Consider the following 23,834-nt stretch of genomic DNA (forward strand, 5'->3'; position numbering starts at 1 on the left):
GGACGGTCCGTGTGGCGTGGCGCAGCACGGTCAGGGTGCGGCGGGCAGCGCCCCGGACGGGTTCGGGCCGCGGGACGAAGGTGTCGCTGCCGTAGGGGCGCCGGCCCGGGTCGGCGGGGTGGTCGCGCAGTACCAGGCAGACCAGTGGCGTGATCGCCAGGCGGTCTCGGGCTCGTCGGGGCGGCGGTAGCCGGTGAGGAAGCCGACGATCTCGCCGTCCACGGTCGCGATCAGCGAACCGTCGGCGAGATCGCGGAACCACAGCGTGTAGTGGCAGATGCTGTTGGAGTCCAGGCCGGGGGTGTTCTCGACCGGTTTCCACACGGCCGGGCCGTCCTCGGGCACCGGCGCACGGAAGAGCGCCTGCTCGTTCGCGACGGTGGTCCGGTCTGCGCAGGCTGCGGGGGCAGCGTTGATCGTCATGGTCAGACCGCCTCGGTCTCCGTCAGCAGCGGGTGGGCCGTCATGGCGGGGATCCCTTCTCCATCGGGGGTACGCGGCACGGTCATGCCGTTTCGAGGACGGCGCCCTGCAGGATGCGACCGGGTCCCGCCCCGCGGCGCCCCGGACCGATCGCCGCGCGTACGGCGAGCACCCCTACCTGATGCCAGTCTGAGCACTCCCTTAACGGGGCCATAAGGATCACCTCCACCCGCCCTCAGCAGGCGATGTCGCGGTGCGCCGGGGTTAGCGTCGGATCACCTCACGGGATTCGGCCCACCGGTCCGGGCCCGGCCCCACGCACCGTTTCGAGGAGTTCCCGCATGCCCGCACGCCGTACGGCAGCCACCGTCGCCACCCTCGGCGCCCTCCCGCTCGCCCTGACCGCGCTGGCCGCCGCGCCCGCTGCCGCGCACGGTTCGATGGGAGGCCCGGTCAGCCGGGTCTCGCGGTGCTACGCCGAGGGCCCCGAGAGCCCGGAGTCGGCCGCCTGCACGGCGGCGGTCGCGGCGGGCGGCACCCAGGCCCTCTACGACTGGAACGGCGTCCGCATCGGTGACGCCGGCGGACACCACCAGCAGCTCATCCCGGACGGCAGGCTCTGCAGCGCGAACAACGCGGAGTTCAAGGGCCTCGACCTGGCCCGCGCCGACTGGCCCGCGACCGCGGTGAGCAGCGGGACCCACACCTTCAAGTACCGCGTGACGGCCCCTCACGAGGGCACTTTCACGGTGTACATCACCAAGCCCGGCTACGACCCTGCCGAGCCGCTCGCCTGGAGCGACCTGGACCTCGCGAACCCGGTCGCGACGGCCACCGACCCGGCCGCCACGGGCGGCTTCTACACCTTCTCCGGCCGGCTGCCCGAGCGTTCCGGCACGCACCTGCTGTACGCGGTCTGGCAGCGGTCGGACAGCTCCGAGGCCTTCTACTCCTGCTCGGACGTCCGCTTCGGCGGCGGCACCGCCCCGACGGGGGGCGGCGCGGCCCCGGCCCCGTCGGCTTCGGCCCCCACCGAGCAGCAGGTCGGGGACGGCAGCGACAAGTCGACGATCGAGCACCACGGGCACGGTGACGACGACCCGAGCACGTCGGCAAAGGCGGTAACCGCAGCGGACGGCGGCACGGACGGCAGTGTGGACGACGGCTCGAAGGAAGCCGCGGCGGACGCCTCGGGCGACCGGCCGAAGGCCGCCGCCGCGCCCGACCGGCCCGCGGCGGCCGGGGCCACCGGCGACCTCGCCGAGACGGGCGGGGACGGCAGCACCCCGTACATCGCGCTCGGCGGCGCGGCGGCCCTGGCGCTCGGCGCCTCGGCCCTGTTCCTCTCGGCGCGGCGCAGGGCGGTGAGCGGCGGCCGGCAGGGTCGCTGACCTCCTCCCACCGCCCCTGGACCGGGGCCTGTCCGGCGGCTCAGGCCGGACAGGCCCCGCAACGCTGCTCCGGCACGAACGCGCACGCGGCCCGTCCGCCGGCCCGCCGGTGGCATGAGTCGGCGGACGATACGTGTCAGCTAAACGCGGACGCGCAGGTGGTCGGTGTGGCGCGCCCCGGGTCGAGGGAGTTGGCCACCTCGTGGAAGACGACCCGGTCGAGCAGCGCGATGGTCACGTGCTCGGACAGGTCGACCGGACACAGGTCCTGCAGCAGGACGTTGCGCACGCCCGGCCCGCTCAGGTACTGGCTGCGCCAGGGCGTGACCACCTCGTCGTAGCGGGTGGCGATGACGGTGTAGCGCACGCCGGGCACGGTGTCGCCGCCCGCGTTCAGCCGCTGGAGGAAGTCGGACCCGACGACCTGGTCGGTGAGGGCGGGGGTGTTCTTCGACAGCAGGTCGGCCGCGCCCGGGAAGTACGGCAGCAGCTTGGTGAAGCCGTTCACGTTGGTGCCGTGGTTGCTGGGGGCGATGCCGACGAGCGCGTTCACCTTGGCGGCGCCGCCGAGGAACCGCAGGTACCAGCGGGGCATCATGCCGCCCTGCGAGTGCCCGACGATATCGGTCTCGGCGGCTCCGGTGGCGGCGAGCACCTTGTCGACGAAGTCCCGCAGCTGCGCGGCCGACTTCTCGACGGGTCCGAGGCCGTGGAAGAAGGGGACGCCTTGGATCTGTCCGTAGTCGAGGGAGAAGACGCAGTAGCCGCGGACCTTCAAGTAGGGGGCGAGACCCAGCCAGTTGTCGACGGAGTTGCCGAGCGTGCCGTGGACGAGGACGACGGGGCGGGGATGGGCGGCGGACGGCTTGCAGGAGTAGTCGTTCCAGCCGGAGCTCGGGGCGCCGGAGGCCTGGGCGGACGCGGCGGGGACAGTGACGGCGGCGGCCGTCAGCAGCAGCGCGGCCAGGGGTCTGAGCACTTTTTTCCAGGGCAGCATCGAGTGAACTCCTCGCGATGGTGGGGGAATGCGGCGTCACGATGCCCTGTGATCCGGATCACGGGATGCTGTTCACTCGTCAAGTTACGGGTGAGTAGCCGAAGTGGGAAGTTACGCGTCGGTAAAAACTTTTTACGTTCACCGGCGACGGCGGTGAAGGTGACGCCGCCTCACCAAACGGGCCGGATCGGCCCCTGCGGCGCGATCCGCAGCAACCGTGCGCTCAGCGCACGCAGTTCCCCCTCACCAAGGACCGCTTCCCACTCCCGTACGACCTCCGCGGCCGCCTCTTCCGCGGCCCGGGTGCACTCCCACCCCCGCCCGGTCAGCACGATCAGACGGGCCCGCGCGTCCCCGGGGTGCGGCCGGCGCTCGGCGTACCCCTTGCGGACGATCTCGTCGACGAGCTGACTGGCGGCCTGCTTGGTCACCCCGAGGTGGACGGCGAGGTCGGTGACCGTCGCGCCGTCCGGAGCGAGCCGGGCGAAGGCGAAGCCGTGCGCGGGCCGCATCCCCTCGAAGCCGCGGGCGAGCACCCCCTCGTTGATGCGCTGCGTGAGCCCGCCGGCGACGGCGAGCAGGGCGGCGGACAGGGCCATGGCCTCGGAGTTCTGCACGCATGCATTGAAACACCCTTGACATACAGGTCAAGCTGCTTGACTATGTAGTCAAGGAGATTGACCATATGGAGGTACACCATGCCCGTCGTCCGTTCGTCCGAGGCCGTCACCCACGAGATCCACGGCGCACGTTTCGTCTCGTACGCCACCCCGCGCAGCGGCAGCGAGGAGCTGTGCGCGTGGCGCGGGGAGATGCCGCCCGGTCTCAAGGCACCGGCGCACACCGTCAGCCGGGAGGAGATCCTCCATCTGCTCGACGGCGAACTGCTGATCACCCTCGACGGCCGCACCGAGCGGATCGCGGCGGGCGACACCGTGATCATCCACTCCGGCGCCACGCTGGCCGTCGAGAACCCCACCGACCGGACGGCGTACTCCTGGGTCACCACGTCCGTCGGCCTGGAGGCGGAGCTGGCCGACGGCACCCGCCTCGTGCCGCCGTGGGCCAACTGACGTCAGGCGGGCGGGTCTACGCCACCGCGCCTCCCAGTCCCCCCGGCATCACCGCCCGCGGCCCGAACTTCGCTCGCGCGCGGTCAGCGACCTCCTCGACGCGGCGGACCTTCTCGTCCACGGGGTCGAAGGTCAGCTGGTGGGAGGCCTGGTCGGCGGGGTCGAGCCCCTCGACGCGCAGAGCGATCGCCCGCACCCGGGCGCGCTGCAGCCCGAGTGCCTCGTACATGCCGTAGGCGGCCCTGGTCAGTTCCGGTGAGTGCGCGGTCGGTTCGGTCAGGGTGCGGCTGCGGACGGTGGCGGACCGGTCGGCGTAGCGCACGGTGAGGGTGAGCGTGCGGCAGACCTTCTCCAGGGCGCGCAGCCGGGCGCCGATCTCCTCGGCGGCCGACAGCAGCGCCCGGCGGTGCCGGCCGGGGTCCAGTTCGTCGCGGCCGAAGGGGCGTTCCGCGGCGAGGGACCGGGAGACGGCGTTCGGCACCACCCGGCCGCGGTCGACGCCGTTCGCCTTCTCGTGCAGCTCGCGCCCGGCCTTGGCGCCGACCAGCCGCTGCAGCGTGGGCAGGGGCGCGGCGGCGACCCGGCCGAGGGTGTCGAGGCCGTAGTCGGCCAGGATGCGGGAGGTCGCGGCGCCGACGCCGGGCAGCACCCCGACGGGCTTGTCGGCGAGGAACTCCGCGACGGCGTCCCGCCGCTCGGGCACCGCGCAGGTCACTCCGGGCCCCGCGTAGCGCAGCGCCACGCGGGCGGTCATCGGCCCGGGCCCGGCGCCGATCACGCAGGCGACGCCGTACAGCGCGAGCGCGCGTACCCGGATCACCGAGGCCAGTTCGACGGCGTCCCGCCCGAAGTACCGCTCGGCGCCCCGCAGGTCGGCCAGCGCCCCGTCGGGTGGCAGGGCCTGGACGACGGGGGTGAACTCCTCGAGCATCCCGAGCAGCTGGGGCAGGTCGGCCTCGCGGGCCGGTGGCAGCTGGAAACGTACGCAGAGGATGGTCATCCCGCACTCCCCGGACTCCGGTGCCACAACTTCCTTCCCACCGCGGGTCCTTCACCCGCGGGACGCAGATCGGCCCAGGGGTGCATCTCGTACCCCGTGGCCATGCGGATCCTCCGCCGCTCCATAGGGTTCCGGGCCGCCGAGCCGGCCGGCGCGGGCGCCCTCTCGGAGCCGGCGAGCCTGCGGCGCGCGGCCCCCTCGGCGTCGTCGCCGGAACCGTCCGGCTCACCGGGACCGCCGGCACCGGCCAGCCGGGCCGCGACGCCCTCCAGGCCCTCCTCCCGGCGCACCTCCAGCAGGTCCGCGAGGTTCCAGGCGGCGGCGCCCACCACGCTGAGGCTGCGCGGGCCGCGCCGCTGCACCACCCCGCGCACCAGCAGCAGCCAGGAGTGGAAGACGGTGTGGGCGCAGGCGTCGTGGGAGTCGTCGAAGAAGGCGAGGTCGACCAGGCCCGTGCCGTCGTCCAGGGTGGAGAAGATGACGCGCCTGCCGGACCGGATGGGCGGGGTCTGGGTGGCCGCCTTGGCGCCCGCGACCAGCACCGTCTCCCCGTGCCGGGCCTCGCGCAGCCGCCGCGCCGACATCACGCCCAGCTCGTCGAGGAACTGCCGGTGGTCGTCCATGAGGTTCCGTGAGGCGTCCATGGACAGCACGCCCAGCTCGGCGCTGAGCCGCTCCGAGGAGGTGAGGTCGGGCAGTCCGGCCGGTGCGGTCTTCCGCCCGCCGGCCAGCGGCAGCTGGCCGCCGCCCGCGCCCCGGGCGCCCCGGTGCAGCTCGGTCAGGTGCAGCTGCAGATCACGGCGGTTGGCGCCGAACGCGTCGAGCGCGCCCACCTGCGCGAGCCGCTGGGCCACGGGACGGCTGGGCCGGGCCCGTTCCCAGAAGTCGACCAGCGAGGTGTACGGCTGTCCCTCGGCGATCCGCGCCGCCTCGGCCTCGCCGATGCCGTGCACATCGGCAAGGGCCAGCCGCAACCCCTCTTTACCGGACACCAGTTCGATACGGTGGGCGACGCCCGACTTGTTCACGTCCAGCGGCAGCACGGGCACCCCGCGCCGCCGGGCGTCCGCGAGCAGCAGCCGCTTGGGGTACATGCCGGGGTCGTGCGTGAGCAACCCCGCGTAGAAGGCGGCCGGGTGATGCGCCTTCAGCCACGCCGACTGGTACGTCGGCACGGCGAAGGCGACCGCGTGCGCCTTGCAGAAGCCGTAGCTGCCGAAGGCCTCGACGATCTCCCAGGTCCGCTGAATCGTTTCCGCGTCGTAGCCCTTCGCCGCCGCGTGCTGTGCGAACCACACCTTGATCCGCGCCTGCGACTCCGGGTCCGACAGCCCGCGCCGCACCCGGTCGGCCTCGCCGCGCCCGCACCCGGTCATGATGTCGACGATGTCGATGATCTGCTCGTGGAAGACGACGACCCCGTACGTCTCCTTCAGCGGTCCCTCCAGGTCCGGGTGCGGGTACCGGATCGGCGCCCGCCCGTGCCGCGCCTCGATGAACGGCCGCACCATGTCGGCGGCGACCGGCCCGGGCCGGAACAGCGAGATGTCGACGACGAGATCATGGAAGGTCGCCGGCTGGAGCCGCCCGACCAGGTCCCGCTGCCCCGGGGACTCGATCTGGAAGCAGCCGAGCGTCTCAGTGGACCGGATCAGCCGGTACGTCTGCGGATCCCCCTCCGGCAGGGCGTCCAGATCGATCCGGGTCCCCGTCGCCCGCTCCACCTCCCCCACGGCGTGCGCCATCGCCGACTGCATCCGCACACCGAGCACGTCCAGCTTGAGCAGCCCGAGGTCCTCGACGTCGTCCTTGTCGAACTGCGCCATCGGGAAGCCCTCGCCGCTGGTCGGCATCACCGGCGTGCGCGCGAGCAGTGAGGCGTCGGACAGCAGCACCCCGCACGGGTGCATGGCCACCCCGCGCGGCAGGGCGTCCAGTGCCTCCACCAGCTCCCACAGCCTGCCGTACCTCTCCTTCTCTCCCGCCAGCGCGCGCAGCTCGGGCAGTTCCTCCAGCGCGGCGCGGGCGTCCCGGGCCCGGATGTGCGGGAAGGACTTGGCGATGCGGTCGATCTCGGCCGGATCCATGGACAGGGCGGCGCCCACGTCCCGGATGGCGTGCCGGACGCGGTACGTCTCCGGCATCGCGACCGTGGCCACCCGCCCGGTGCCGAACCGGCCGATGATCGCGCGGTAGACCTCCAGCCGGCGCGCGGACTCCACGTCGATGTCGATGTCGGGCAGCACGACCCGCTCCTTCGACAGGAACCGTTCCATCAGCAGCCGGTGCTCGATCGGATCGGCGTGCGCGATCCCGAGCAGGTGGTTGACGAGCGACCCGGCCCCCGAGCCCCGCGCAGCGACCCGGATGCCCAAGTTCCTTACGTCGTCGACCACTTGGGCGACGGTCAGGAAGTAGGATGCGAACCCGTGGTGGGCGATGATGTCCAGCTCGTGGTGCATCCGCTCCCAGTACGCGCGCCGCCGGCCGTATCCGCGCCGCACCATCCCGGCCGCCGCCCGAGAGGCCAGCGTCCGCTGGGCGGTACGGCGCCCGGCGCCGACGAGATGCGGCTCGGGGAAGTGGACGGTGCCCATTCCGAGATCGTCCTGGGGGTCGACCCGGCAGGCGGCGGCCGTGGCCTCGGTCTGCTCCACCAGCCGGCGGGCGGCCTCCCGCCGGAAGCCCGCCGCCTCGACGATCCGCCCGGCGGCGTGCGCCATGGCCTCGGGCCCCTTGAGCCAGGCCTCGCCGGAGTCGAGCTCCTTGGCCGGGTCGACGGGCACCAGCCGCCGCGCGGCGTCCAGCACGTCGGCGACGGGGCCCAGCCCGGGGTCGGCGTAGCGCACGGCGTTGGTGAGCACGGGGCGGATCCTCTGCTCGGCGGCGAATCCGACGGTACGGGCGGCCAGCCGCAGCGACCCGGGCCCGGTACCCGTCCGGCCGTGCCAGACGGCCTCCAGCCGCAGATCGTCGCCGTAGACCTCACGCCAGGGCAGCAGCAGCCTCGCGGCCCGGTCGGGACGCCCGGCGGCCAGGGCGCGCCCCACATCGGACGCGGGCCCGAGCAGTACGGTCAGCCCTTCCGCGCCGTCCTGGCGCTCCCAGGGCAGCAGCGGCGCCCTCTCCCCTTCATGGGCGGCCGAGACGAGCCGGCACAGCGCTCCCCAGCCCCGGGCACCGTCCCGGGCGAGGAAGACGGCGCGGGGAGCCGATTCGTCGACGAAGGCGCCGCCCCGCACCGGAGTGCGCCGCCGGACCCGCCTCCCGGAGTCCGGTTCGCCCGCCGCCACGGCGAGATCGACTCCGAACAGCGGCCGGACCCCGGCCTTGGCGCAGGCCTTCGCGAACCGGACGGCACCGGCGACCGTGTCGCGGTCGGTCAGGGCCAGGGCCTCCATGCCCCGCTCGGCGGCACGCTCGGCCAGCCGCTCCGGGTGCGAGGCGCCGTGGCGCAACGAGAATCCGGAGACGGTGTGCAGATGCGTGAATCCCGGCACACGCACCTCCCGCACTCGTGAGCGAACCCGCTCTCGAACATCTGTTCCCAGCTCCCCATCCCACCATAAACCAATTATCGAATAGACGTACGACATCCGTTCGGCCCCGTCCCACCTGCGGAAACACCCTTCCGCCCCCGACCGTGGAGGCGGGCGGCTACCTGGGTGCGGCGGCCCTGGCGATCAGCGCCGGGGCCAAGCCCTCCAACCCCGGCCGCGCGGCGATCCGCCTGGCGGTCATGGTCGTGGTCGCCCTTCTCGGCGGTCTCGGCGGAGCGCTCATCGTGGGCCCGGTCCTGGACGCCCTGCCCGGCAGCACGGCGGCCCTCTGGGGCCTGGGCACCCTGATCATCTTCGCCGTGGGCGCGGCCACCCTCGCCCTCCAGGGCGTCTTCGGCACGATCGGCATCGGCCTGGTCATCCTGCTGGTGGTCGTTCTCGGCAACCCGAGCGCGGGCGGCGCGCTGCCCCCGCCCCTGCTCCCGCCCTTCTGGAAGGCGATCGGCCCGGCGCTGCCCCCGGGCGCCGGCACCTGGTCGGCCCGCTCGATCGCCTACTTCGACGACAACGCGATGACCGGGCCCCTGCTGGTGCTGGCGGCCTGGGCGGTGGCGGGCACCGCGATCACCCTGGCGGCGGCCGCGCTCCGAGGTCGGGCGAACGCGACCGGGACGCCGTGATCACGACGGGCCCGCACCCGCCCCACGGCGATCCGGGTCCCGGCCGCGTCGCCGCCCAGGTCCTGGGCCAGCGTCGAGGCGAGCTTTCCGGCCGTCGCGACCGACAGGGTCCTGGGCGCGGAGACCTCGGGAGACTCGCTCGCGTTCGCGGACTGCAAGGTCACTCCCGCGGCGACCAGCGCGGTGGTGCCCGCGCCCGCCACGGCTGCACGCCGCCTCGGTATGCGTCGGTGCTTCAACTTCTGTCCTCCTGCGGGGGGACGGTCCGGGAGGTTGTGGGGACCTCGCGGACCGGAAGGCCTCGTTGACGAGGATCAACTATTCCGACGCCAACAGGAAGCACACAACGGTGAGTTCGAGACGCGCGTAGACAGCGCTTCGTGTGCGCACCCTTCTCACCGTCCATGGTCACATCGGATGCGGCCAACTCCCTTTCCCGCTGCAAACATTACGGGTGAGTAATGTGTCGGCACCCTGCGAGGTCCGCCCCTGGCTTGTTCTGATTCCTCCGGCGTCCGGTTCCGACGGTGCGTCAGGAAGGGCGATTGCGACAGAAGAAGCCCCCGCACGCCGGAGCGTACGGGGGCGAAGGTGGTGCGAGGTGAGGACCGGCAGACAGACCGGCAGACCGTTGAGGCCTAGTAGACGCTGACGCCGTAGGCGCTCAGGGCCTCCGTCACCGGCTGGAAGAACGTCGTGCCGCCGGAGGTGCAGTTGCCGCTGCCGCCGGAGGTCAGACCGTACGCGGTGCCGTTGCTGCCGTACAGCGCACCGCCGGAGTCGCCGGGCTCGGCGCAGACGGTGGTCTGGATCAGGCCGTAGACGATGTCGCCGCCGCCGTAGTTGACGGTCGCGTTGAGGGCGGTGACCCGGCCGCTGTGCGTACCGGTCGTGGAGCCGTCGCGGATGACGGTGGTGCCCACGCTCGGGGTGGCCGCGCGCGTGATGTCCACGCCGTTGGCCGTACCGGGCTTGCTGACCGAGGAGTTCGTGTACCGGACGATGCCGTAGTCGTTGCCCGGGAAGCTGGACCCGGCGGTCGAACCGAGCACCGTGGTACGGCCCGAGTTGGAGTACCAGGTGCCCGCGCCGTCGGTGCAGTGACCGGCGGTCAGGAAGTACTGGGTGCCGTTGCTGGCACGGACGTTGAAGCCGAGGGAGCAGCGCCCGACATTCGAGTAGATGGCGTCGCCGCCCTGGATGAGCTTGTTGAACTTGCCGGGGGTGCGCTTGATCGTGAGCGCGTCGGCGTTGGCGCCGGCCTGCTGCTTGATCTTCGCGATCTCGGCCCGGGTGACCGTGCTGTCGACGGTGACGAGCACCCGGTTGGTCTTGCTGTCGACGGCCCAGGCGGTGCCCGGGATGTCGGCCTTCAGCACGGAGCCGCTGGCGCTCTTGAGCTCGGTCGAGCTGAAGGCGGTGGGGGCGTCGGACGCGTTCGCGCTGGGGACCGCGATCGCGGCAGCGGCGACGAGGCCGGTGGAAACGGCGATCAGCCGGGTCCGTCTCGAGATGCCGCTACGAGGGGTGGTGCGCTTGATCCTCACTTTTCGTTCCTCCACAAAGGAAGTCGGGGGCCCTCGTGGGGTTGCGGGCCCGTGAGGCGCAGTCAGGTGACAGGCCGTCCGCATTCCGAACATGCCGTGCCCCTGACAAGCGCTGAACGGGAGTATTCGGCCGAACGACCGGTCGGCGCAAGGGTGCCTTTCGGCCTTCAACCTTTGACGATCTTCACGGCGGATTACCGAACGGACCCGCGGCGCGAGGACGCGGAAGAAGGGGCCGGCAAAGGACCGAGGCCGTGGCAGTACGCGCTTGCGGGCTCGGACGCGGCACCCCCGGCACACCGGGTGCCGGTCGCGGGGCGGACCCCGCGACCACCGAGAGATGGCCGGAATTCGATCCTCCGGATAGCCCTCGGCAGCGAGGGCTCCCCGGTCGCGCCGTCACAGCGTCAGCAGTCGCAGGGGCAGCAGCAGTCGCACCCGCCGCAGTCGCATTCCCGGCAGCACCCCTCGCGCTTCTTCCGGGACCAGGGTCCCTCGTACTCCTTGGCGCAGCACAGCTTGCAGGTGCAGCACAGCAGCCAGAACATGCCGCAGCCGGCCCAGAACCCGCGCGGCTGCGGCGGCTGGGGCACCGGCGCGCCCCCACCGAACCCACCGCCGCCGTACGCCCCTCCCCCGCCGGCGTACGGATGCCCGCCACCGCCCGCGTACGGGTTCTGCTGCGAGCCGTACGACCCCTGCCGCCCGTACGGCCCTTGCGGGGGGCGCTGCCCGTACGGACCGCCGCCCTGGTGGGAGGCGCACACCGGCACGGTGCCGAACGCCCGGTCCACCGAGCGCCGTACTTCGTGCACGAGCAGCAGGTGCACGAGCTTGGCGTCGGTGAACTCGACGTCGTTCAGCGCGAGGCGCACGCCGTGCACCGCGTCGTCGGCGAGCCGGCGCACCTCCGGCAGGGGCGTGCCCGTCGCGGCGATCGGGTTCCAGGCGCCTGACGCGGCGTCGGCGTGCAGGTCCTCCACGGCGTCCAGCAGGTGCGCGAGGCGGCCGAAGAGCCGTCCGGCCTCGGCGAGCGGACGCGCGTTGTGCGGCCGGCCGGCCAGGACCGCCGTGTGCGCGAAGGCGGCGGCGGTCGCGCTCTCGGTCGGTTCGGTGACCGTCAGGAGCGGCGTCCCGGGTCCGGCGAGCGCCTCGATGCCGGTCTGCCGGTCCACGGCGTCGACCAGGAGGGCGGTGTCGAACCCCACGGCGGTACCGGTCCGGGCCGCAGCCGCGTCCCAGCTCGCGGCCACCCGGCGCGCGGCCCGCGCCACCGGCCTGCGGGCCAGCAGCCCGTCGCCGTCGCCGATGTGGTCGCGCACCTTCGCCGAGGCCAGCACCAGGGACACGGCCGCCGCCAGCCGGGCCCCCTCGCCGTGCGCGACGGAGGCGGTGCGCATGCCGCGCAGCGGGCACGGGCCGGCCGTACGCCTCCCGGCGTCACCGGGCTGCGCCTGAGCCTCCGTCAAAGCGGAGACGAGAAGCCCGTCGTAGTTCGTCACCAGGCGGGCGAGCTGCCCGTGATCACCGCGCAGTGCGAGGCACAGCCCGCACAAATGCGCCATCCACTGACCGGCGAGCTTCTCCCCGAGCCGGTGTCTGCACGGCCTGACGATTCCGAACACGACGTTCCCCCGAGCCTGGTTCCGATGCTGAGCCGCGGCATCGTATCGGCCCGCGCATTCACCCGTACGCCCCGGCCGTCACCCGTACGCCGAGAAGAATCATATTTCACTCACAGTCAGCAGCCGTTTGAGAAAGAACCCTTGGGACACACGGACTCTCGACGGATTCGCTGTGCACCAGTACCGTCACAAACCCCCCGCGCGGCGTCTATCCACTTGGCGCGCCATCCGCATCATGGACGACCATAGGGATGCGGAAAGCAGAATGACCGCTGTGAGAGGAGGCGTCCATGGGATCGGTACGCAAGGCAAGTGCCTGGCTTGGCCTCGTCGACGACAAGGAAGACGAGCGTTACTACGACGACGACTACTCCGACGGGCCCGAGACCGGGGAGGCCTGGGTCACCGATCCGAGAGTCAAGGTGGCCTCGGACGTCGCCGAGGAGAAGGGCCGCCGGATCGGCACGGTGACCCCGGACAGCTTCCGGGACGCCCGCGTCATCGGCGAGCTGTTCCGCGACGGCGTGCCGGTCATCATGAACCTCACGGCCATGGAGGCCGCCGACGCCAAGCGCGTGGTCGACTTCGCGGCCGGGCTGATCTTCGGTCTGCGCGGTTCGATCGAGCGGGTGTCGACCCGCGTGTTCCTGCTGACCCCGGCGCACACGGAGATCGTCAACGGCGACCCGGCCGCGCACCGGGCGGACGGCTTCTTCAACCAGAGCTGAGGCAGGGCCGCTCACCGGCCCGCCCCGCGCGCAGGGTGGCGACCGGACAGGACTACCGGAAGGCGTCGAGCCCGGTGAGCGCCTTGCCCAGCACGAGCTGGTGCATCTCGACGGTGCCCTCGTAGGTGAGCACCGACTCGAGGTTGGTGGCGTGCCGCATGACGGGGTACTCGAGGGAGATCCCGTTGGCGCCGAGGACGGTCCGGGCCGTGCGGCAGATCTCGATCGCCTCCCGCACGTTGTTGAGCTTGCCGAAGCTGACCTGCTCGGGACGCAGGCGGCCTGCGTCCATGCGCCGCCCCAGATGGTGGGCGAGCAGGATCCCCTTGTGCAGTTCGACCGCCATGTCGGCGAGTTTGGCCTGGGTGAGCTGGAAGCCGCCGATGGGCCGCCCGAACTGCTCCCGCGACCTGGCGTAGTCGACGGCGGCCTCGAAGGAACTGCGGGCCGCGCCCATGGCTCCCCAGACGATCCCGTACCGGGCGTGCGACAGACAGCTGAGCGGTCCGCGCAGGCCGGTGACCTCCGGCAGTACGGCGTCGGCGGGCAGCCGGACGTCGTCGAGGACGAGTTCGCTGGTGACGGAGGCGCGCAGGGACCACTTGTGCTTGATCTCGGGGGCGGAGAAACCGGCGCTGTCGGTGGGCACGGCGAACCCGCGGATCCCGTCCTCGGTCTGCGCCCACACCACGGCGACACCGGCCACGGACCCGTTGGTGATCCACATCTTGCGGCCGTTGAGGATCCAGTCCGAGCCGTCGCGCCTGGCGTAGGTGCGCATGGATGCGGGGTCGGACCCGTGGTCCGGCTCGGTGAGACCGAAGCATCCGATGACCTCGCCGGCGGCCATACCGGGCAGCCAGCGCCGCTTCTGCTCCTCGCTGCCGAAGCGGTGGACGGCGTACATGGCGAGGGAGCCCTGCACGGAGACGAGGGAGCGGATGCCGGAGTCGGCGGCCTCCAGTTCCAGGCAGGCGAGCCCGTACTGCACGGCGGAGGCGCCGGCGCAGCCGTACCCCTCCAGGGACATGCCGAGGGCCCCGATCCCCCCGAGCTCCCGGGCCAGCTCCCGGACGACCGGCAGCTCGCCCTTCTCGTACCAGTCGGCGACGTACGGCAGGACCCGGTCGGCGGCCCAGGCCCGCACGGTGTCCCGGATCCCCAGGTCCTCCGGCTCCAGCAGGTCGTCGAGGCCGAGGGGGTCAGCCGGGTCGAAGGGGGGCAGCTTGGACGAGGCGGACATGACGGGCACCCTCCGGGACTCTTCAACTAGCACCGCTAACCAAGACGCTACGGGCTCGCCCCGCCCCGCACCACCCCCGGCGGGCGGCTCACACCGAGACGCGCGAGTCCTCGGACCTCCGCTGCGCGGGCATCTCCACCGGCGCCGGCTCGCACTGCATCACCCGCGGCAGCCGCAACGCCATCGCCGCGCCCAGCAGCAGCAGGCCCGCGCTCACCAGCAGGGTCACGTGGAGCCCGTGCACGAAGGCGTCCCCGGCCGCGTGCCGCAGAGCGGCCCCGGCACTCCCGCCCAGCTGCGCGGCGACCCCGTACGCCTCCCCCAGCGAATGCCCCGCCGAGGAGGTCGCCGACTCCGGCACGCCGGGCACGCCCGACAGTCCGGGGGCGTACGCCGCGTTCATCACGCTGCCCAGCAGGGCGATCCCGATGCCCGCGCCCAGTTGGTACGACGTCTCGCCGATCGCCGCCGCTCCGCCGGCCTGTTCCGGCGGCGCCTCGCTCAGCATCGACTCGTAGGCCCCGAAGAGGGTCGTCTCCAGGCCGAAGCCCAGCAGCACGAAGCCGCTCAGCATCAGCGCGCAGTCGTCCGTCCGCCCCAGGGCCGTCAGCAGCACCACCGCGAAGGCGGTCAGACAGAACCCGGCGCACACCGTCCGCCGCGGCCCGAACCGCCGCAGCATGCGCGCCCCGGCCAGCCCGGCGGCCATCGCGGCGAAGGTCAGCGGCAGCAGCCGCAGCCCGGTCTCCAGCGGGGACAGCCCGAGCACCAGCTGCAGGTACTGCGCCGCGATCAGCTCCAGGCCCACGAGGGCGAGCATCGCCAGCACGATGCACCCGACGGATGTGCTGAACGCCGGCCGCGCGAACATCGACAGGTCCACCAGCGGGCGGGCCCGCCGCCGCTGCCGTCGCACGAAGGCGGCCAGCAGGGCCGTGCCCACCACCAGCGGCAGCAGCGTGAGCAGGCTCGCTACCGGCTCTCCGCCGCCGAGGCGCTTGACGCCCAGCACGACACCGAACAGCCCGGCCGCGGCCATCAGCGCCCCGACCACGTCCCACGGCCCGTCGCGCTCCCCCTTCGACTCGGGCAGCAGCAGACGCCCGACCGGAAGGCTGACCAGCATCAACGGGATGTTGACGAGGAAGACCGAGCCCCACCAGAAGTGCTCCAGCAGGAAACCGCCGAGCAGGGGCCCGACCGCGGCGCCCACCGCGGCCACGGCGCTCCAGATACCGATGGCGAGCGCCCGCTCGCGGCGGTCGGGGAAGACCTGCCGCAGGAGGGACAGCGTCGCGGGCATGATCATCGCGCCGCCCACCCCGAGCAGCGCCCGCGCCGCGATGAGCACCGGGGCGTTGTCCGCCAGCGCCGCCAGGCCGGAGGCGACCCCGAACAGCGCGTACCCGAGGAGCAGCACCCTCCTGCGGCCCACCCGGTCACCCAGCGTGCCGAAGAGGATCAGCAGCGAGGCGCAGACCAGCGGGTAGACGTCGACGATCCAGAGCAGTTCCATCCCGCCGGGCCTGAGGTCCTCGGTGACGGCGGGGACCGCCACGTGCAGCACGGTGGCGTCGACGGCGACCAGCAGCAGGCTGACGCAGAGGACGACGAGAACCACCCAGCGGTTGGCACCGGCCCCGGCCGTCCGACGGCGCAACCCGGCGGCGGCCGTGGTCGTCCCGGACATGTACGTACCTCCCAGAAGTTCCCTCGCGATCGGCGGGCTCGCGGGGTGGGGGACGCCCCCGCGACTCGGCCGGGGAGGAGCGGTGGGGTCCCCGGCCCGCGCAAACGAAAAGCGAGTGACACGTCAGAGTACGCGAGTTCACGCCGATGCCCAGTGGCGGACCTCTCACACGTCCGGCCGAAAGGTGTGGCGTACGCCACTGCCTTGTGCGTCGGCCACGCCCCGTCCGGCCGGGCGGTTCCCCGTCCGGCCGATAATCGGGCGCGTGACCGACCTCGAGACGTGCGCGGCCCCGTCCCGCGCCGGGACGCTGCGCCGGGCGGCCCCCGCGCTCCTCGGGTACGCGGCCGTCCGCGCCCTGGGCCTGCTCGTGCTGGTCCTGTGGAGCGCGGCGCGGGACAAGAGCGCGTACACGCTGCTGACCGCCCGCTGGGACGCGCTCTGGTACGTCCGGGTCGCCGAACTCGGCTACGGCTACGAGGTGCGCCTGCCGAACGGGGACGTGCACTCCAACCTGGCGTTCTTCCCGTTGCTGCCCTGGCTGGAGCGCACGGTGGCGGCCGTGACGCCGCTGTCCTACGCGGACGGTGGCTTCCTGGTCGCCCTGGTCGCCTCGCTCGCCGCCGCCTGGGGGATCTTCGCGGTGGCGGACCTGGTGTACGGCCGCCGGGCCGGGGTGTGCGCGGTGCTGCTGTGGGCCGTCCTGCCGGTGGGGATCGTGCAGTCGATGGCCTACAGCGAGTCGCTGTTCACGGCTCTCGCCGCGTGGTCGCTGTACGCGGTGCTGACCGGCCGCTGGGTGACGGCGGGCTCCCTGGCCCTGCTGGCGGGGCTGACCCGTCCGGTGGGGATCGCGGTGGCAGCGGCCGTGTGGGCGGGGGCCGTGTCCTCTTCCGTGCGCACCGGACGCGCGGGAGGTCCGGGCGGCGCGCCCACCCCGGCACGCGCCCTCCCCCGGGCCGGCGCCACCCTCCGCACGCCTCTGGGCACCGTCGGCGCACGCCGCGCCCTCGGCGTCCTCCTCGCCCCGCTGGGCACCGCGGGGTACGTGCTCTGGGTCGGCCGTCGCACCGGCCGGGGCCCGCTCGGTTACCTCGAGGTGCAGGCGGGCTGGCGCAACGGCTTCGACGGCGGGTACGCCTTCGCCCGGTTCGTCGCCGACAAGTTCACGGCGCTCCCGTCGGCCCTGGCCGGTATGGGGCTGATCGTGGGAGTCGCGTCAGTCGTCTGGCTGTACGTGCTCGGAGTACGTCGCCGCCAGCCCCTTCCGCTGCTGGTCTACACCGGCGTCGTCACCGCGCTCGCCCTGTGCGCGTCGAGCTACTTCGGCTCGAAACCGCGCCTGCTGATGCCCGCCTTCCCGCTGCTGCTGCCCCTCGCGACGGCCCTGGCGGAGTGGAGTAGGCGCAGGTCAGCCTGGGCGGTGGGGGCGATGGCGAGCGCCTCGGCGTTGTACGGGGCGTTCTGGCTCAACGGGTCCGGTCCGCCTTGACCGGCTGTGAGCGAGCGGCGAATTCCGCACCATCCCCCGGTGAACGAATTCAAAAGGGGGAGAAAACCCGCCTCCGGAATGATCAAAGGAATTGAAGGCCACAGGGCCCGGTGATTGCAGATTCACTGGAAATAAACCCCCTGTTGAGAGGAATCCCACATCACATCGTCATCACAAAGCCGTTGATTCGCCGGGGATCCGAGCTCACTCGCTGTAACGTCGATTGGGTGCGTACCGAACCGAAGCTCACCCGTCTGGACCGGGTGTTCGCCCGGCTGGACCGTGAGCCGGAACGACCGGCCCACATCGACGTGCCGAAGATGAGCAGGCACCGCGTCGTCCTCTTCGCTGCGACCCTGGCGTTCTACGGCGCGATCGTGTGGGCCGTGGTGATCACGTCCTGGCTGGTGCGGCTCGACTGGCAGGTGATGTTCTTCCGGCCGTACCAGCAGTGGTCCCAGATCCACTGGTTCGTCGACTACTACGTGGTGCTCGGCCAGCGCGGCCCGACCGCCGTGATGGTCGCGGCGTGGCTGGGATGGCGCTCCTGGCGGCAGCACACGCTGCGTCCACTGCTCGCCCTCGGGGTCTCACTGCTCCTGCTGAACGTCACGGTCGGCGCCGCCAAGTACGGCATGGGCCGTCTGGGCCCCCACTACGCGACCGTGATCGGCTCGAACGAGATGTGGCGCGGCGGCGATATATTTCCGAGCGGTCACACCGCCAACGCCGTGGTGACCTGGGGGATCCTGGCCTATCTGGCCTCCACCCCGAGAGCGCGCCGCTGGCTGTCCGCCGTCTCCGCCGTGACCTCGCTCGGCGTGGGGATGGCCACCGTCTACCTCGGTACGCACTGGCTGAGCGACGTCCTGCTCGGCTGGACGGCGGGCCTGCTGATCCTGCTGGCCCTGCCGTGGTTCGAACCCCTGATCGCCCGCGCCGAGGCCCGGATCTTCGCGCTGCGCGACCGCCTGCTGGACCGCGGCGGCCGTACCGCGGTGGCGCCGGCCGGCCCGCCCCCGGTGGTGGTCACGCCGCTGCCCGCCGACCGGGAGGACGTCGCGGCCCGCCCGCCCCGCGCCCCGGCCTACCTGGCGCCGGGCCCGCACACGTCCCGCTCGGAGCGCACCCCGATCACCCCGGTCGGCAGCCGCCGCCCGCCCCAGCCGGAGCGGCACCCACGAGGCTCGGCCTCCTCGGCCCGTTCCGTGGGGGGCGGCTGACCACGTGGCGGCGCGCACCCCGTCCGGACAGCGCGAAGACCCCGGTTCCCAGGAACGGGGGCCTTCGCCGTGTGTCAGCCCTTCCAGGCCCGCGCCACCCGGCCGTCCCTGACCTCGAAGTTCAGCCGGCCCACGCGGTACTCCATCGTGATGATCGCCCCCGGCGGCAGCGCGCGCACCGTCGGCCAGCCACGCTCACGCGCGAGGTGCTCGGCCCGGCCGGCCTCCAGACCGACGTAGGTGTCCGGGCTGTCGTCGGGTTCCGCGGAAGGTGTCGGAGTGGGTGCCATGCCGCCACGCTATGTCCTGCCGGGCGACGGCGGAAGTGCGGGCCGGCTTCGTCACCGTCCGCTTCCGGTCACGCTTCTGTCACAAGATCACGACAGGCGTTTCGGATCGTCGCGGTCACACGGACGAGCGGTTCCCTAGGCCTTCCGCGGGCATTCGATCGTCCTTCCCGCGGGGCACATGAGCTCATGGAAAAGCACGGCGGAATGAGCGGGCGGAAGTGCGTGCCCGGAGCCTCGCCGCATTCCGCGACCGGGCGGCCGGGCGGTTCCGGCGCCGCGCGCGAAATGCGCGGTTCCGGCCCGCGGAGGCCGGTACGCCCCCTGTGGAGCGCACGGTGACGCGAGCATCATGGCGTGAGCTCGCGGGTGCCTGCGGCGGGGGCTTCGGCGCCGGGCCCGGTACGCGAGGAGTGAAGGGGCGAGTGATGGGGACGCAGACCGTACAGCCGCCGGCGCGGCCCGTGCCGCGGAGGAGGCACGGACGCCTGGTGATCGACTGGGTCACGACGACCGACCACAAGAAGATCGGCCACCTGTACCTGATCACGTCGTTCGCGTTCTTCCTGGCCGCCGGTGTGATGGCGCTGCTGATGCGGGCCGAGCTGGCCCGCCCCGGTCTGCAGATCATGACCAACACCGAGTACAACCAGCTGTTCACGCTGCACGGCACGATCATGCTGCTGCTGTTCGCGACGCCGGCCTTCGCGGGCTTCGCCAACGAGCTGATGCCGTTGCAGATCGGCGCCCCGGACGTGGCCTTCCCGCGGCTCAACATGCTCTCGTACTGGCTGTTCCTGTTCGGCGGGCTGATCGTGCTCGGCTCGCTGGTGGTGCCGTCCGGGCCGGCCGACTTCGGCTGGTTCGCCTACGCCCCGCTGAACAGCGCGGAGCGCACGCCCGGCCTCGGTGCCGATCTGTGGATCATGGGCCTGGCGCTGTCCGGCTTCGGCACGATCCTCGGCGCGGTCAACTTCATCACGACGATCATCGGGATGCGTGCCCCCGGCATGACGATGTTCCGGATGCCGATCTTCACCTGGAACACGCTGTTCACGTCGATCCTGATCCTGATGGCGTTCCCGGTGCTGGCGGCGGCGCTGCTGGTGCTGGAGGCCGACCGGCGGTTCGGCGCGCAGGTCTTCGACGCGGCCAACGGCGGGGCGATCCTGTGGCAGCACCTGTTCTGGTTCTTCGGCCATCCCGAGGTGTACATCATCGCGCTGCCGTTCTTCGGGATCGTCACGGAGATCATCCCGGTCTTCAGCCGTAAGCCGATGTTCGGCTACCTGACCCTGGTCGGGGCGACCATGGCGATCACCGGCCTGTCGGTGATCGTGTGGGCGCACCACATGTTCGCCACGGGCGCGGTGCTGCTGCCGTTCTTCTCCTTCATGAGCTTCCTGATCGCCGTGCCCACGGGCGTGAAGTTCTTCAACTGGACCGGAACCATGCTCAAGGGCTCGCTGTCCTTCGAGACGCCGATGCTGTGGGCGACGGGCTTCCTGGTGACCTTCCTGTTCGGCGGGCTGACCGGGGTGATCCTTGCGTCGCCGCCGATGGACTTCCACGTCACGGACTCGTACTTCGTGGTGGCGCACTTCCACTACGTCGTCTTCGGCACCGTCGTCTTCGCGGTCTTCGCCGGCTTCCACTTCTGGTGGCCCAAGTTCACCGGGAAGATGCTCGACGAGCGGCTCGGCAAGATCCAGTTCTGGACGCTCTTCGTCGGCTTCCACACCACGTTCCTGGTGCAGCACTGGCTGGGCGCCGAGGGGATGCCCCGCCGGTACGCCGACTACCTCGCCGCCGACGGCTTCACCGCGCTGAACACGGTGTCGTCGATCGGCGCGTTCCTGCTCGGCATGTCGACGCTGCCGTTCCTCTACAACGTGTGGAAGACGGCCCTGTACGGCGAGAAGGTCGAGGCCGACGACCCCTGGGGCTGGGGCCGCTCCCTGGAGTGGGCGACGTCCTGTCCGCCGCCCCGGCACAACTTCACGACGCTGCCCCGGATCCGCTCCGAGTCCCCGGCGTTCGACCTGCACCATCCGCAGTACGCGGAGGTGACGCCGCAGCCCGAGCCAGGGCCGCATCAAGCCGGTCGCGAGTCCTCCTGACCGCGTCGAGGAGGCCGTCCGGTTCCAGTACCTCGAAGGGGAAGCCCAGCATGACGACGTGGATGACCATCACGTCGAGGCTGGCGGCGCCGCAGCGCAGCAGGCAGGTGTCCGGGCCCTCGGCCTGCAGCACGCCGGCCGAGGGCGAGATGCGGGCGGCGGCGTCCTCCAGGGGCGCCGGGATCCGTACGGTGGCGTGGGTGGCGTAGACACGGGTGGAGACGCCCTGGGAGACGTAGGCGGCCAGGTCCTCGGCGGGCGGGTCGCGCGGGACGAAGCGGGGGCCGTGCGGTGGCCGGGGCGTGACGCGGTCCACGCGGAAGGTGCGCCAGTCCTCGCGGTCGAGGTCCCAGGCGACCGGGTACCAGCGGCGCTCGGTGCACACCAGGCGGTGCGGCTCGACGCTGCGGCGGGTGAGGGTGCCGTCGTGTCCCTGGTAGTCGAAGCGCAGCCGCTCGGCGTCCCGGCACAGGTGGGCCAGTTCGGTCAGCACGACCGGGTCGACCGGGGAGGGCGGCGTGCCGCGCAGCATCGGCACGGTGAAGGCGTTGAGGGCGCCCACCCGGCGGCGCGGCCGGTCCGGCAGCACCTGTTCGAGCGTGGCGAGGGCGCGTACGGAGGTCTCGCCGATGCCCTCGATGCCCTGCCCGGCGGCCGTGCGCAGCCTGACCACGACGGCGACGGCCTCGTCGTCGTCCAGGAGCAGCGGCGGGAGCCGGGCGCCGGCGCCGAGTCGGTAGCCGCCGCCGGTGCCGGGGCTGGCGTTGACCGGGTAGCCGGTCGGCGTCCCGGCGCAGGGTGCGGGCGCTGACCCCGAGCCGGCCGGCCAGGTCGGAGCCGGACCAGTCACGGTGGTCCTGGAGCAGGGACAGCAGACGCAGCAGGCGCGCCGAGGTCTCCACCATGGGACGAGTCTGCCCGTCATCGCGGACAGATTCTGTCCTCAAGGGGTGTAGGCCAGGAGCGGGACGGTGAAGCAGGTGCGGTTCATGTCCCCCTGGCCGACCCAGCCCGTGCCGTCCCGCCAGCGGGCCACCGAGAGGCAGGTCCTGCTGGTCCTGGGCGGTTGGGGCAGGCGGGCGAACTCGACGGGGATCAGCAGCCCGCCGGCGGTGTAGCCCTGGCTCCGGTTCATCCAGGCGTCGACGCACGCGCGGGTGATGCCGGTGGGCGCGCAGGCCCTGGCGGCGTCCGTGAACCACCGGGCGGCCGCCCAGCCCTCCAGCTGCCACTGGGAGTGCGTCCGCAGGTCCTTCGTGGCCTCCCGGAACTCCCGTACGGCCGGGTCGCCAGTGTCGTCGAAGTTGCGGCTGGAACCGGTGGCCCACAGGGCGTTGCGGCAGCGCGGGGCGTCCTTGTAGGCGTCGGGGACGTCGGACGTCCAGTTCTGCACGTTGGTCACCTTGGCGGTGACGTGGGCGCCGACGTCGTCCATGGCCCGGCAGAGCCGGGCGTTGCCGTGCTCGTCGATGGCGTCGAACACCAGGTCGGCACCCTGTTCCTTCAGGTCGGCCGCGGCGGCGCGGAAGTTGGGCAGGGCGAAGTCGACCTGCTCGGTGACGACCTTGTAGCCCTCGGCGCGCAGGCCCCGCTCGACGAGCCGGGCGTAGGCGGCGGAGGCGGACTGGTTGTAGGAGACGACGGCGGCGGTGCGGGCGCCGTGCTCGCGTTTGAAGTAGCGGTAGACCTCGGTGCCGCCGTACAGCTTGCCGTCCCAGCCGGTGGTGCCGTCGCGGGGCGCGGAGCTGCCGTGGATGCCGTAGAGGTGCGGGTAGGTGTCGTAGGCGGCGCCGATGGGCTGGCCTCCGATGTCGGGCACGCCCGCCTGCGAGACCCGCGCGGCACCGGCGTAGTCCAGGGCGGTGGTGGCGACCAGCGCGACGACGTGGTCCCCCTCCACCAGCTTGCGCACGCAGTCGCTGTTGCCCACGCCGCTGCCGCCGTCGTCGCAGGTGCGCACCTCCACCCGGCGGCCGTCGACGCCGCCGCGCGCGTTGAGCCGGTCGAACCAGGCCTTCGCGCCGTCGCGCGGGCCGGTGAAGACGCTGCCGCCGACGGGGCTGGTGGCGCTGCTGATGATGCCGACCCGCAGGGGCGCGGCCCCGGACGGCGGCACGGAGGTGCGGTCGCCGTGCTGGAAGTCGCTCTCCGGGAGCCGGCTGCCGCAGGCCGCGCTCAGGGCGAGCAGCAGCACCGCGGCGACGACTTCAGCAACCCGGGACCTGCGACGCATTGCCGCTCATCTGCACCAGGGCGCACAGCGTCTTGGCGGAGATCTTCCAGGTGCCGTCCTGCTCGACGGAGGTGCCGGAGGCGTTCGGCAGGACGGTGGCGCCCTTCAGGGTGAGCGTGTACGTCACGTTCGCCTCGGTCGCCGAGGTGAACTCGACGTTGGTGACCTGGGACTGGACCTGGTTGGCGCGGGCGTCACCGCTGAAGGCCTCCAGCACCGGGGCCAGCCGGTCGCCGTTCTCCAGCAGGGCCTGCCTCTCCTGCGTCGAGGTGTTCGGGTCGAAGAACTTCTGCCAGTTCTGCTTGATCTCCTTCTCCGCCGCGGCCCGGTCCGCCGGCACGGTGGCCGGGGCGCTCGTGGCCGGGGTGCTCTGACTGCCACCGCCGTAGCCGCCGTCGCTGCAGGCCGCGAGAGCCGGGGCGACGGCCAGGGCCAGGGCGGCCGCGACCGCCGTGCCCCGTCCCGCTGCCCGTCGGCCCCCTGTCGCGTTCCCCCGCCTGAGGTCGCTGCCGAGAACCATCTGGCTCACCACCGAGTGTCGGTCCGGGACTGGGGCGCTTGGTGCTTTCAGGGTCAGCTTCC

The 23,834-nt window shown here is 72.4% G+C and carries 17 protein-coding genes and 4 pseudogenes; 7 read left to right on the forward strand and 14 right to left on the reverse strand.

Translation table 11 applies throughout. From position 1 onward, the window contains the following. Window positions 1-160: pseudogene (locus tag ACFW6P_RS05110) on the reverse strand (MFS transporter); the annotation flags it as partial. Window positions 161-764: 604 nt separating this feature from the next. On the opposite strand from ACFW6P_RS05110, the gene ACFW6P_RS05115 reads away from it, so the two are divergent. Further along, window positions 765-1,814, forward strand: coding sequence for a lytic polysaccharide monooxygenase (locus tag ACFW6P_RS05115; RefSeq protein WP_386350505.1), 1,050 nt, complete (start codon window positions 765-767; stop codon window positions 1,812-1,814). Between the two features lie 136 nt (window positions 1,815-1,950). On the opposite strand, the gene ACFW6P_RS05120 is transcribed toward ACFW6P_RS05115, so the two are convergent. After that, window positions 1,951-2,811: an esterase/lipase family protein gene (locus ACFW6P_RS05120; RefSeq protein WP_386350502.1), complete on the reverse strand. Its 861-nt coding sequence runs from the start codon at window positions 2,809-2,811 to the stop codon at window positions 1,951-1,953. 170 nt (window positions 2,812-2,981) lie between these two features. After that, window positions 2,982-3,428 carry a MarR family winged helix-turn-helix transcriptional regulator gene (locus ACFW6P_RS05125; protein ID WP_386350500.1) on the reverse strand — a complete coding sequence of 149 codons (447 nt, stop codon included), beginning with the start codon at window positions 3,426-3,428 and terminating at the stop codon, window positions 2,982-2,984. Window positions 3,429-3,509: 81 nt separating this feature from the next. Between ACFW6P_RS05125 and ACFW6P_RS05130 the strand changes: the two genes are divergently transcribed. Continuing rightward, window positions 3,510-3,884, forward strand: coding sequence for a cupin domain-containing protein (locus ACFW6P_RS05130; protein ID WP_386350497.1), 375 nt, complete (start codon window positions 3,510-3,512; stop codon window positions 3,882-3,884). Window positions 3,885-3,900: 16 nt separating this feature from the next. Here the strand turns inward: ACFW6P_RS05130 and ACFW6P_RS05135 are convergent, their stop codons facing one another. Both ACFW6P_RS05135 and ACFW6P_RS05140 read right to left on the reverse strand, forming a co-directional pair. Then, window positions 3,901-4,884 carry a hypothetical protein gene (locus tag ACFW6P_RS05135; RefSeq protein ID WP_386350494.1) on the reverse strand — a complete coding sequence of 328 codons (984 nt, stop codon included), beginning with the start codon at window positions 4,882-4,884 and terminating at the stop codon, window positions 3,901-3,903. Further along, the gene (locus ACFW6P_RS05140) at window positions 4,881-8,384 is read right to left on the reverse strand and encodes a DNA polymerase III subunit alpha (protein WP_386350491.1); all 3,504 of its coding nucleotides are present in this window, start codon (window positions 8,382-8,384) and stop codon (window positions 4,881-4,883) included. Before ACFW6P_RS05140 ends, ACFW6P_RS05135 begins: the two co-directional genes overlap by 4 nt. A 152-nt stretch (window positions 8,385-8,536) precedes the next feature. Between ACFW6P_RS05140 and ACFW6P_RS05145 the strand changes: the two are divergent. Further along, a pseudogene (locus tag ACFW6P_RS05145) lies at window positions 8,537-9,064 on the forward strand (DUF3533 domain-containing protein); the annotation flags it as partial. 35 nt (window positions 9,065-9,099) lie between these two features. Here ACFW6P_RS05145 and ACFW6P_RS05150 read toward each other — a convergent pair. The 3 genes and pseudogenes from ACFW6P_RS05150 to ACFW6P_RS05160 all read right to left on the reverse strand — a co-directional run. Continuing rightward, window positions 9,100-9,303 (reverse strand): annotated as a pseudogene (locus ACFW6P_RS05150) (S1 family peptidase); the annotation flags it as partial. A gap of 399 nt (window positions 9,304-9,702) precedes the next feature. Then, a complete protein-coding gene (locus tag ACFW6P_RS05155) occupies window positions 9,703-10,611 on the reverse strand; it encodes a S1 family peptidase (RefSeq protein WP_386350489.1) in 909 nt (302 codons plus the stop codon). A 407-nt stretch (window positions 10,612-11,018) separates the two neighbouring features. Further along, complete coding sequence (locus ACFW6P_RS05160; RefSeq protein ID WP_386422954.1) at window positions 11,019-12,236, reverse strand: DUF5685 family protein; 1,218 nt, start codon at window positions 12,234-12,236, stop codon at window positions 11,019-11,021. Between the two features lie 290 nt (window positions 12,237-12,526). Between ACFW6P_RS05160 and ACFW6P_RS05165 the strand changes: the two genes are divergently transcribed. Next, the gene (locus tag ACFW6P_RS05165) at window positions 12,527-12,964 is read left to right on the forward strand and encodes a cell division protein SepF (RefSeq protein WP_386350486.1); all 438 of its coding nucleotides are present in this window, start codon (window positions 12,527-12,529) and stop codon (window positions 12,962-12,964) included. Between the two features lie 52 nt (window positions 12,965-13,016). On the opposite strand, the gene ACFW6P_RS05170 is transcribed toward ACFW6P_RS05165, so the two are convergent. Further along, on the reverse strand, window positions 13,017-14,207 hold the full coding sequence (locus ACFW6P_RS05170) for an acyl-CoA dehydrogenase family protein (RefSeq protein ID WP_386350483.1): 1,191 nt from the start codon (window positions 14,205-14,207) through the stop codon (window positions 13,017-13,019). A gap of 88 nt (window positions 14,208-14,295) precedes the next feature. Then, a complete protein-coding gene (locus ACFW6P_RS05175) occupies window positions 14,296-15,897 on the reverse strand; it encodes an MFS transporter (RefSeq protein ID WP_386350480.1) in 1,602 nt (533 codons plus the stop codon). A gap of 265 nt (window positions 15,898-16,162) precedes the next feature. Here ACFW6P_RS05175 and ACFW6P_RS05180 point away from each other — a divergent pair, with 265 nt between their 5' ends. Together ACFW6P_RS05180 and ACFW6P_RS05185 are read left to right on the forward strand one after the other, a co-directional pair. After that, window positions 16,163-17,389 (forward strand): hypothetical protein, encoded by a 1,227-nt coding sequence (locus ACFW6P_RS05180; RefSeq protein ID WP_386422955.1) that lies wholly within the window; start codon window positions 16,163-16,165, stop codon window positions 17,387-17,389. 227 nt (window positions 17,390-17,616) lie between these two features. Next, the gene (locus tag ACFW6P_RS05185) at window positions 17,617-18,612 is read left to right on the forward strand and encodes a phosphatase PAP2 family protein (protein WP_386350475.1); all 996 of its coding nucleotides are present in this window, start codon (window positions 17,617-17,619) and stop codon (window positions 18,610-18,612) included. 74 nt (window positions 18,613-18,686) lie between these two features. Here ACFW6P_RS05185 and ACFW6P_RS05190 read toward each other — a convergent pair whose 3' ends face one another. Further along, a complete protein-coding gene (locus ACFW6P_RS05190; RefSeq protein ID WP_386350473.1) occupies window positions 18,687-18,902 on the reverse strand; it encodes an I78 family peptidase inhibitor in 216 nt (71 codons plus the stop codon). 425 nt (window positions 18,903-19,327) lie between these two features. On the opposite strand from ACFW6P_RS05190, the gene ctaD reads away from it, so the two are divergent. Further along, complete coding sequence (ctaD, locus tag ACFW6P_RS05195) at window positions 19,328-21,019, forward strand: cytochrome c oxidase subunit I (protein WP_386422957.1); 1,692 nt, start codon at window positions 19,328-19,330, stop codon at window positions 21,017-21,019. On the opposite strand, the pseudogene ACFW6P_RS05200 reads toward ctaD, so the two are convergent. From ACFW6P_RS05200 to ACFW6P_RS05210, 3 genes and pseudogenes are all read right to left on the reverse strand, one after another. Further along, a pseudogene (locus ACFW6P_RS05200) lies at window positions 20,904-21,924 on the reverse strand (helix-turn-helix transcriptional regulator); the annotation flags it as partial. The gene ctaD and the pseudogene ACFW6P_RS05200 overlap by 116 nt on opposite strands. Before the next feature lie 38 nt (window positions 21,925-21,962). After that, complete coding sequence (locus ACFW6P_RS05205) at window positions 21,963-23,252, reverse strand: ABC transporter substrate-binding protein (RefSeq protein WP_386350467.1); 1,290 nt, start codon at window positions 23,250-23,252, stop codon at window positions 21,963-21,965. Then, window positions 23,227-23,772, reverse strand: coding sequence for a hypothetical protein (locus ACFW6P_RS05210; protein WP_386350464.1), 546 nt, complete (start codon window positions 23,770-23,772; stop codon window positions 23,227-23,229). The genes ACFW6P_RS05205 and ACFW6P_RS05210 overlap by 26 nt, the downstream gene beginning before the upstream one ends. Between the last annotated feature and the right edge of the window lie 62 nt (window positions 23,773-23,834).

The sequence above is a fragment of the Streptomyces sp. NPDC058741 genome, from assembly GCF_042746715.1.
Taxonomy (GTDB): Bacteria; Actinomycetota; Actinomycetes; order Streptomycetales; family Streptomycetaceae; genus Streptomyces.

Bases quoted from the DNA above. Each gene is read 5' to 3' on its own strand.
- ACFW6P_RS05190 (WP_386350473.1), bottom strand. From the start codon at position 18,902: ATGGCACCCACTCCGACACCTTCCGCGGAACCCGACGACAGCCCGGAC.
- ACFW6P_RS05205 (WP_386350467.1), bottom strand. From the start codon at position 23,252: ATGCGTCGCAGGTCCCGGGTTGCTGAAGTCGTCGCCGCGGTGCTGCTG.
- ACFW6P_RS05175 (WP_386350480.1), bottom strand. From the start codon at position 15,897: ATGTCCGGGACGACCACGGCCGCCGCCGGGTTGCGCCGTCGGACGGCC.
- ACFW6P_RS05210 (WP_386350464.1), bottom strand. From the start codon at position 23,772: ATGGTTCTCGGCAGCGACCTCAGGCGGGGGAACGCGACAGGGGGCCGA.
- ACFW6P_RS05170 (WP_386350483.1), bottom strand. From the start codon at position 14,207: ATGTCCGCCTCGTCCAAGCTGCCCCCCTTCGACCCGGCTGACCCCCTC.
- ACFW6P_RS05115 (WP_386350505.1), top strand. From the start codon at position 765: ATGCCCGCACGCCGTACGGCAGCCACCGTCGCCACCCTCGGCGCCCTC.
- ACFW6P_RS05120 (WP_386350502.1), bottom strand. From the start codon at position 2,811: ATGCTGCCCTGGAAAAAAGTGCTCAGACCCCTGGCCGCGCTGCTGCTG.
- ACFW6P_RS05135 (WP_386350494.1), bottom strand. From the start codon at position 4,884: ATGACCATCCTCTGCGTACGTTTCCAGCTGCCACCGGCCCGCGAGGCC.
- ACFW6P_RS05165 (WP_386350486.1), top strand. From the start codon at position 12,527: ATGGGATCGGTACGCAAGGCAAGTGCCTGGCTTGGCCTCGTCGACGAC.
- ctaD (WP_386422957.1), top strand. From the start codon at position 19,328: ATGGGGACGCAGACCGTACAGCCGCCGGCGCGGCCCGTGCCGCGGAGG.
- ACFW6P_RS05130 (WP_386350497.1), top strand. From the start codon at position 3,510: ATGCCCGTCGTCCGTTCGTCCGAGGCCGTCACCCACGAGATCCACGGC.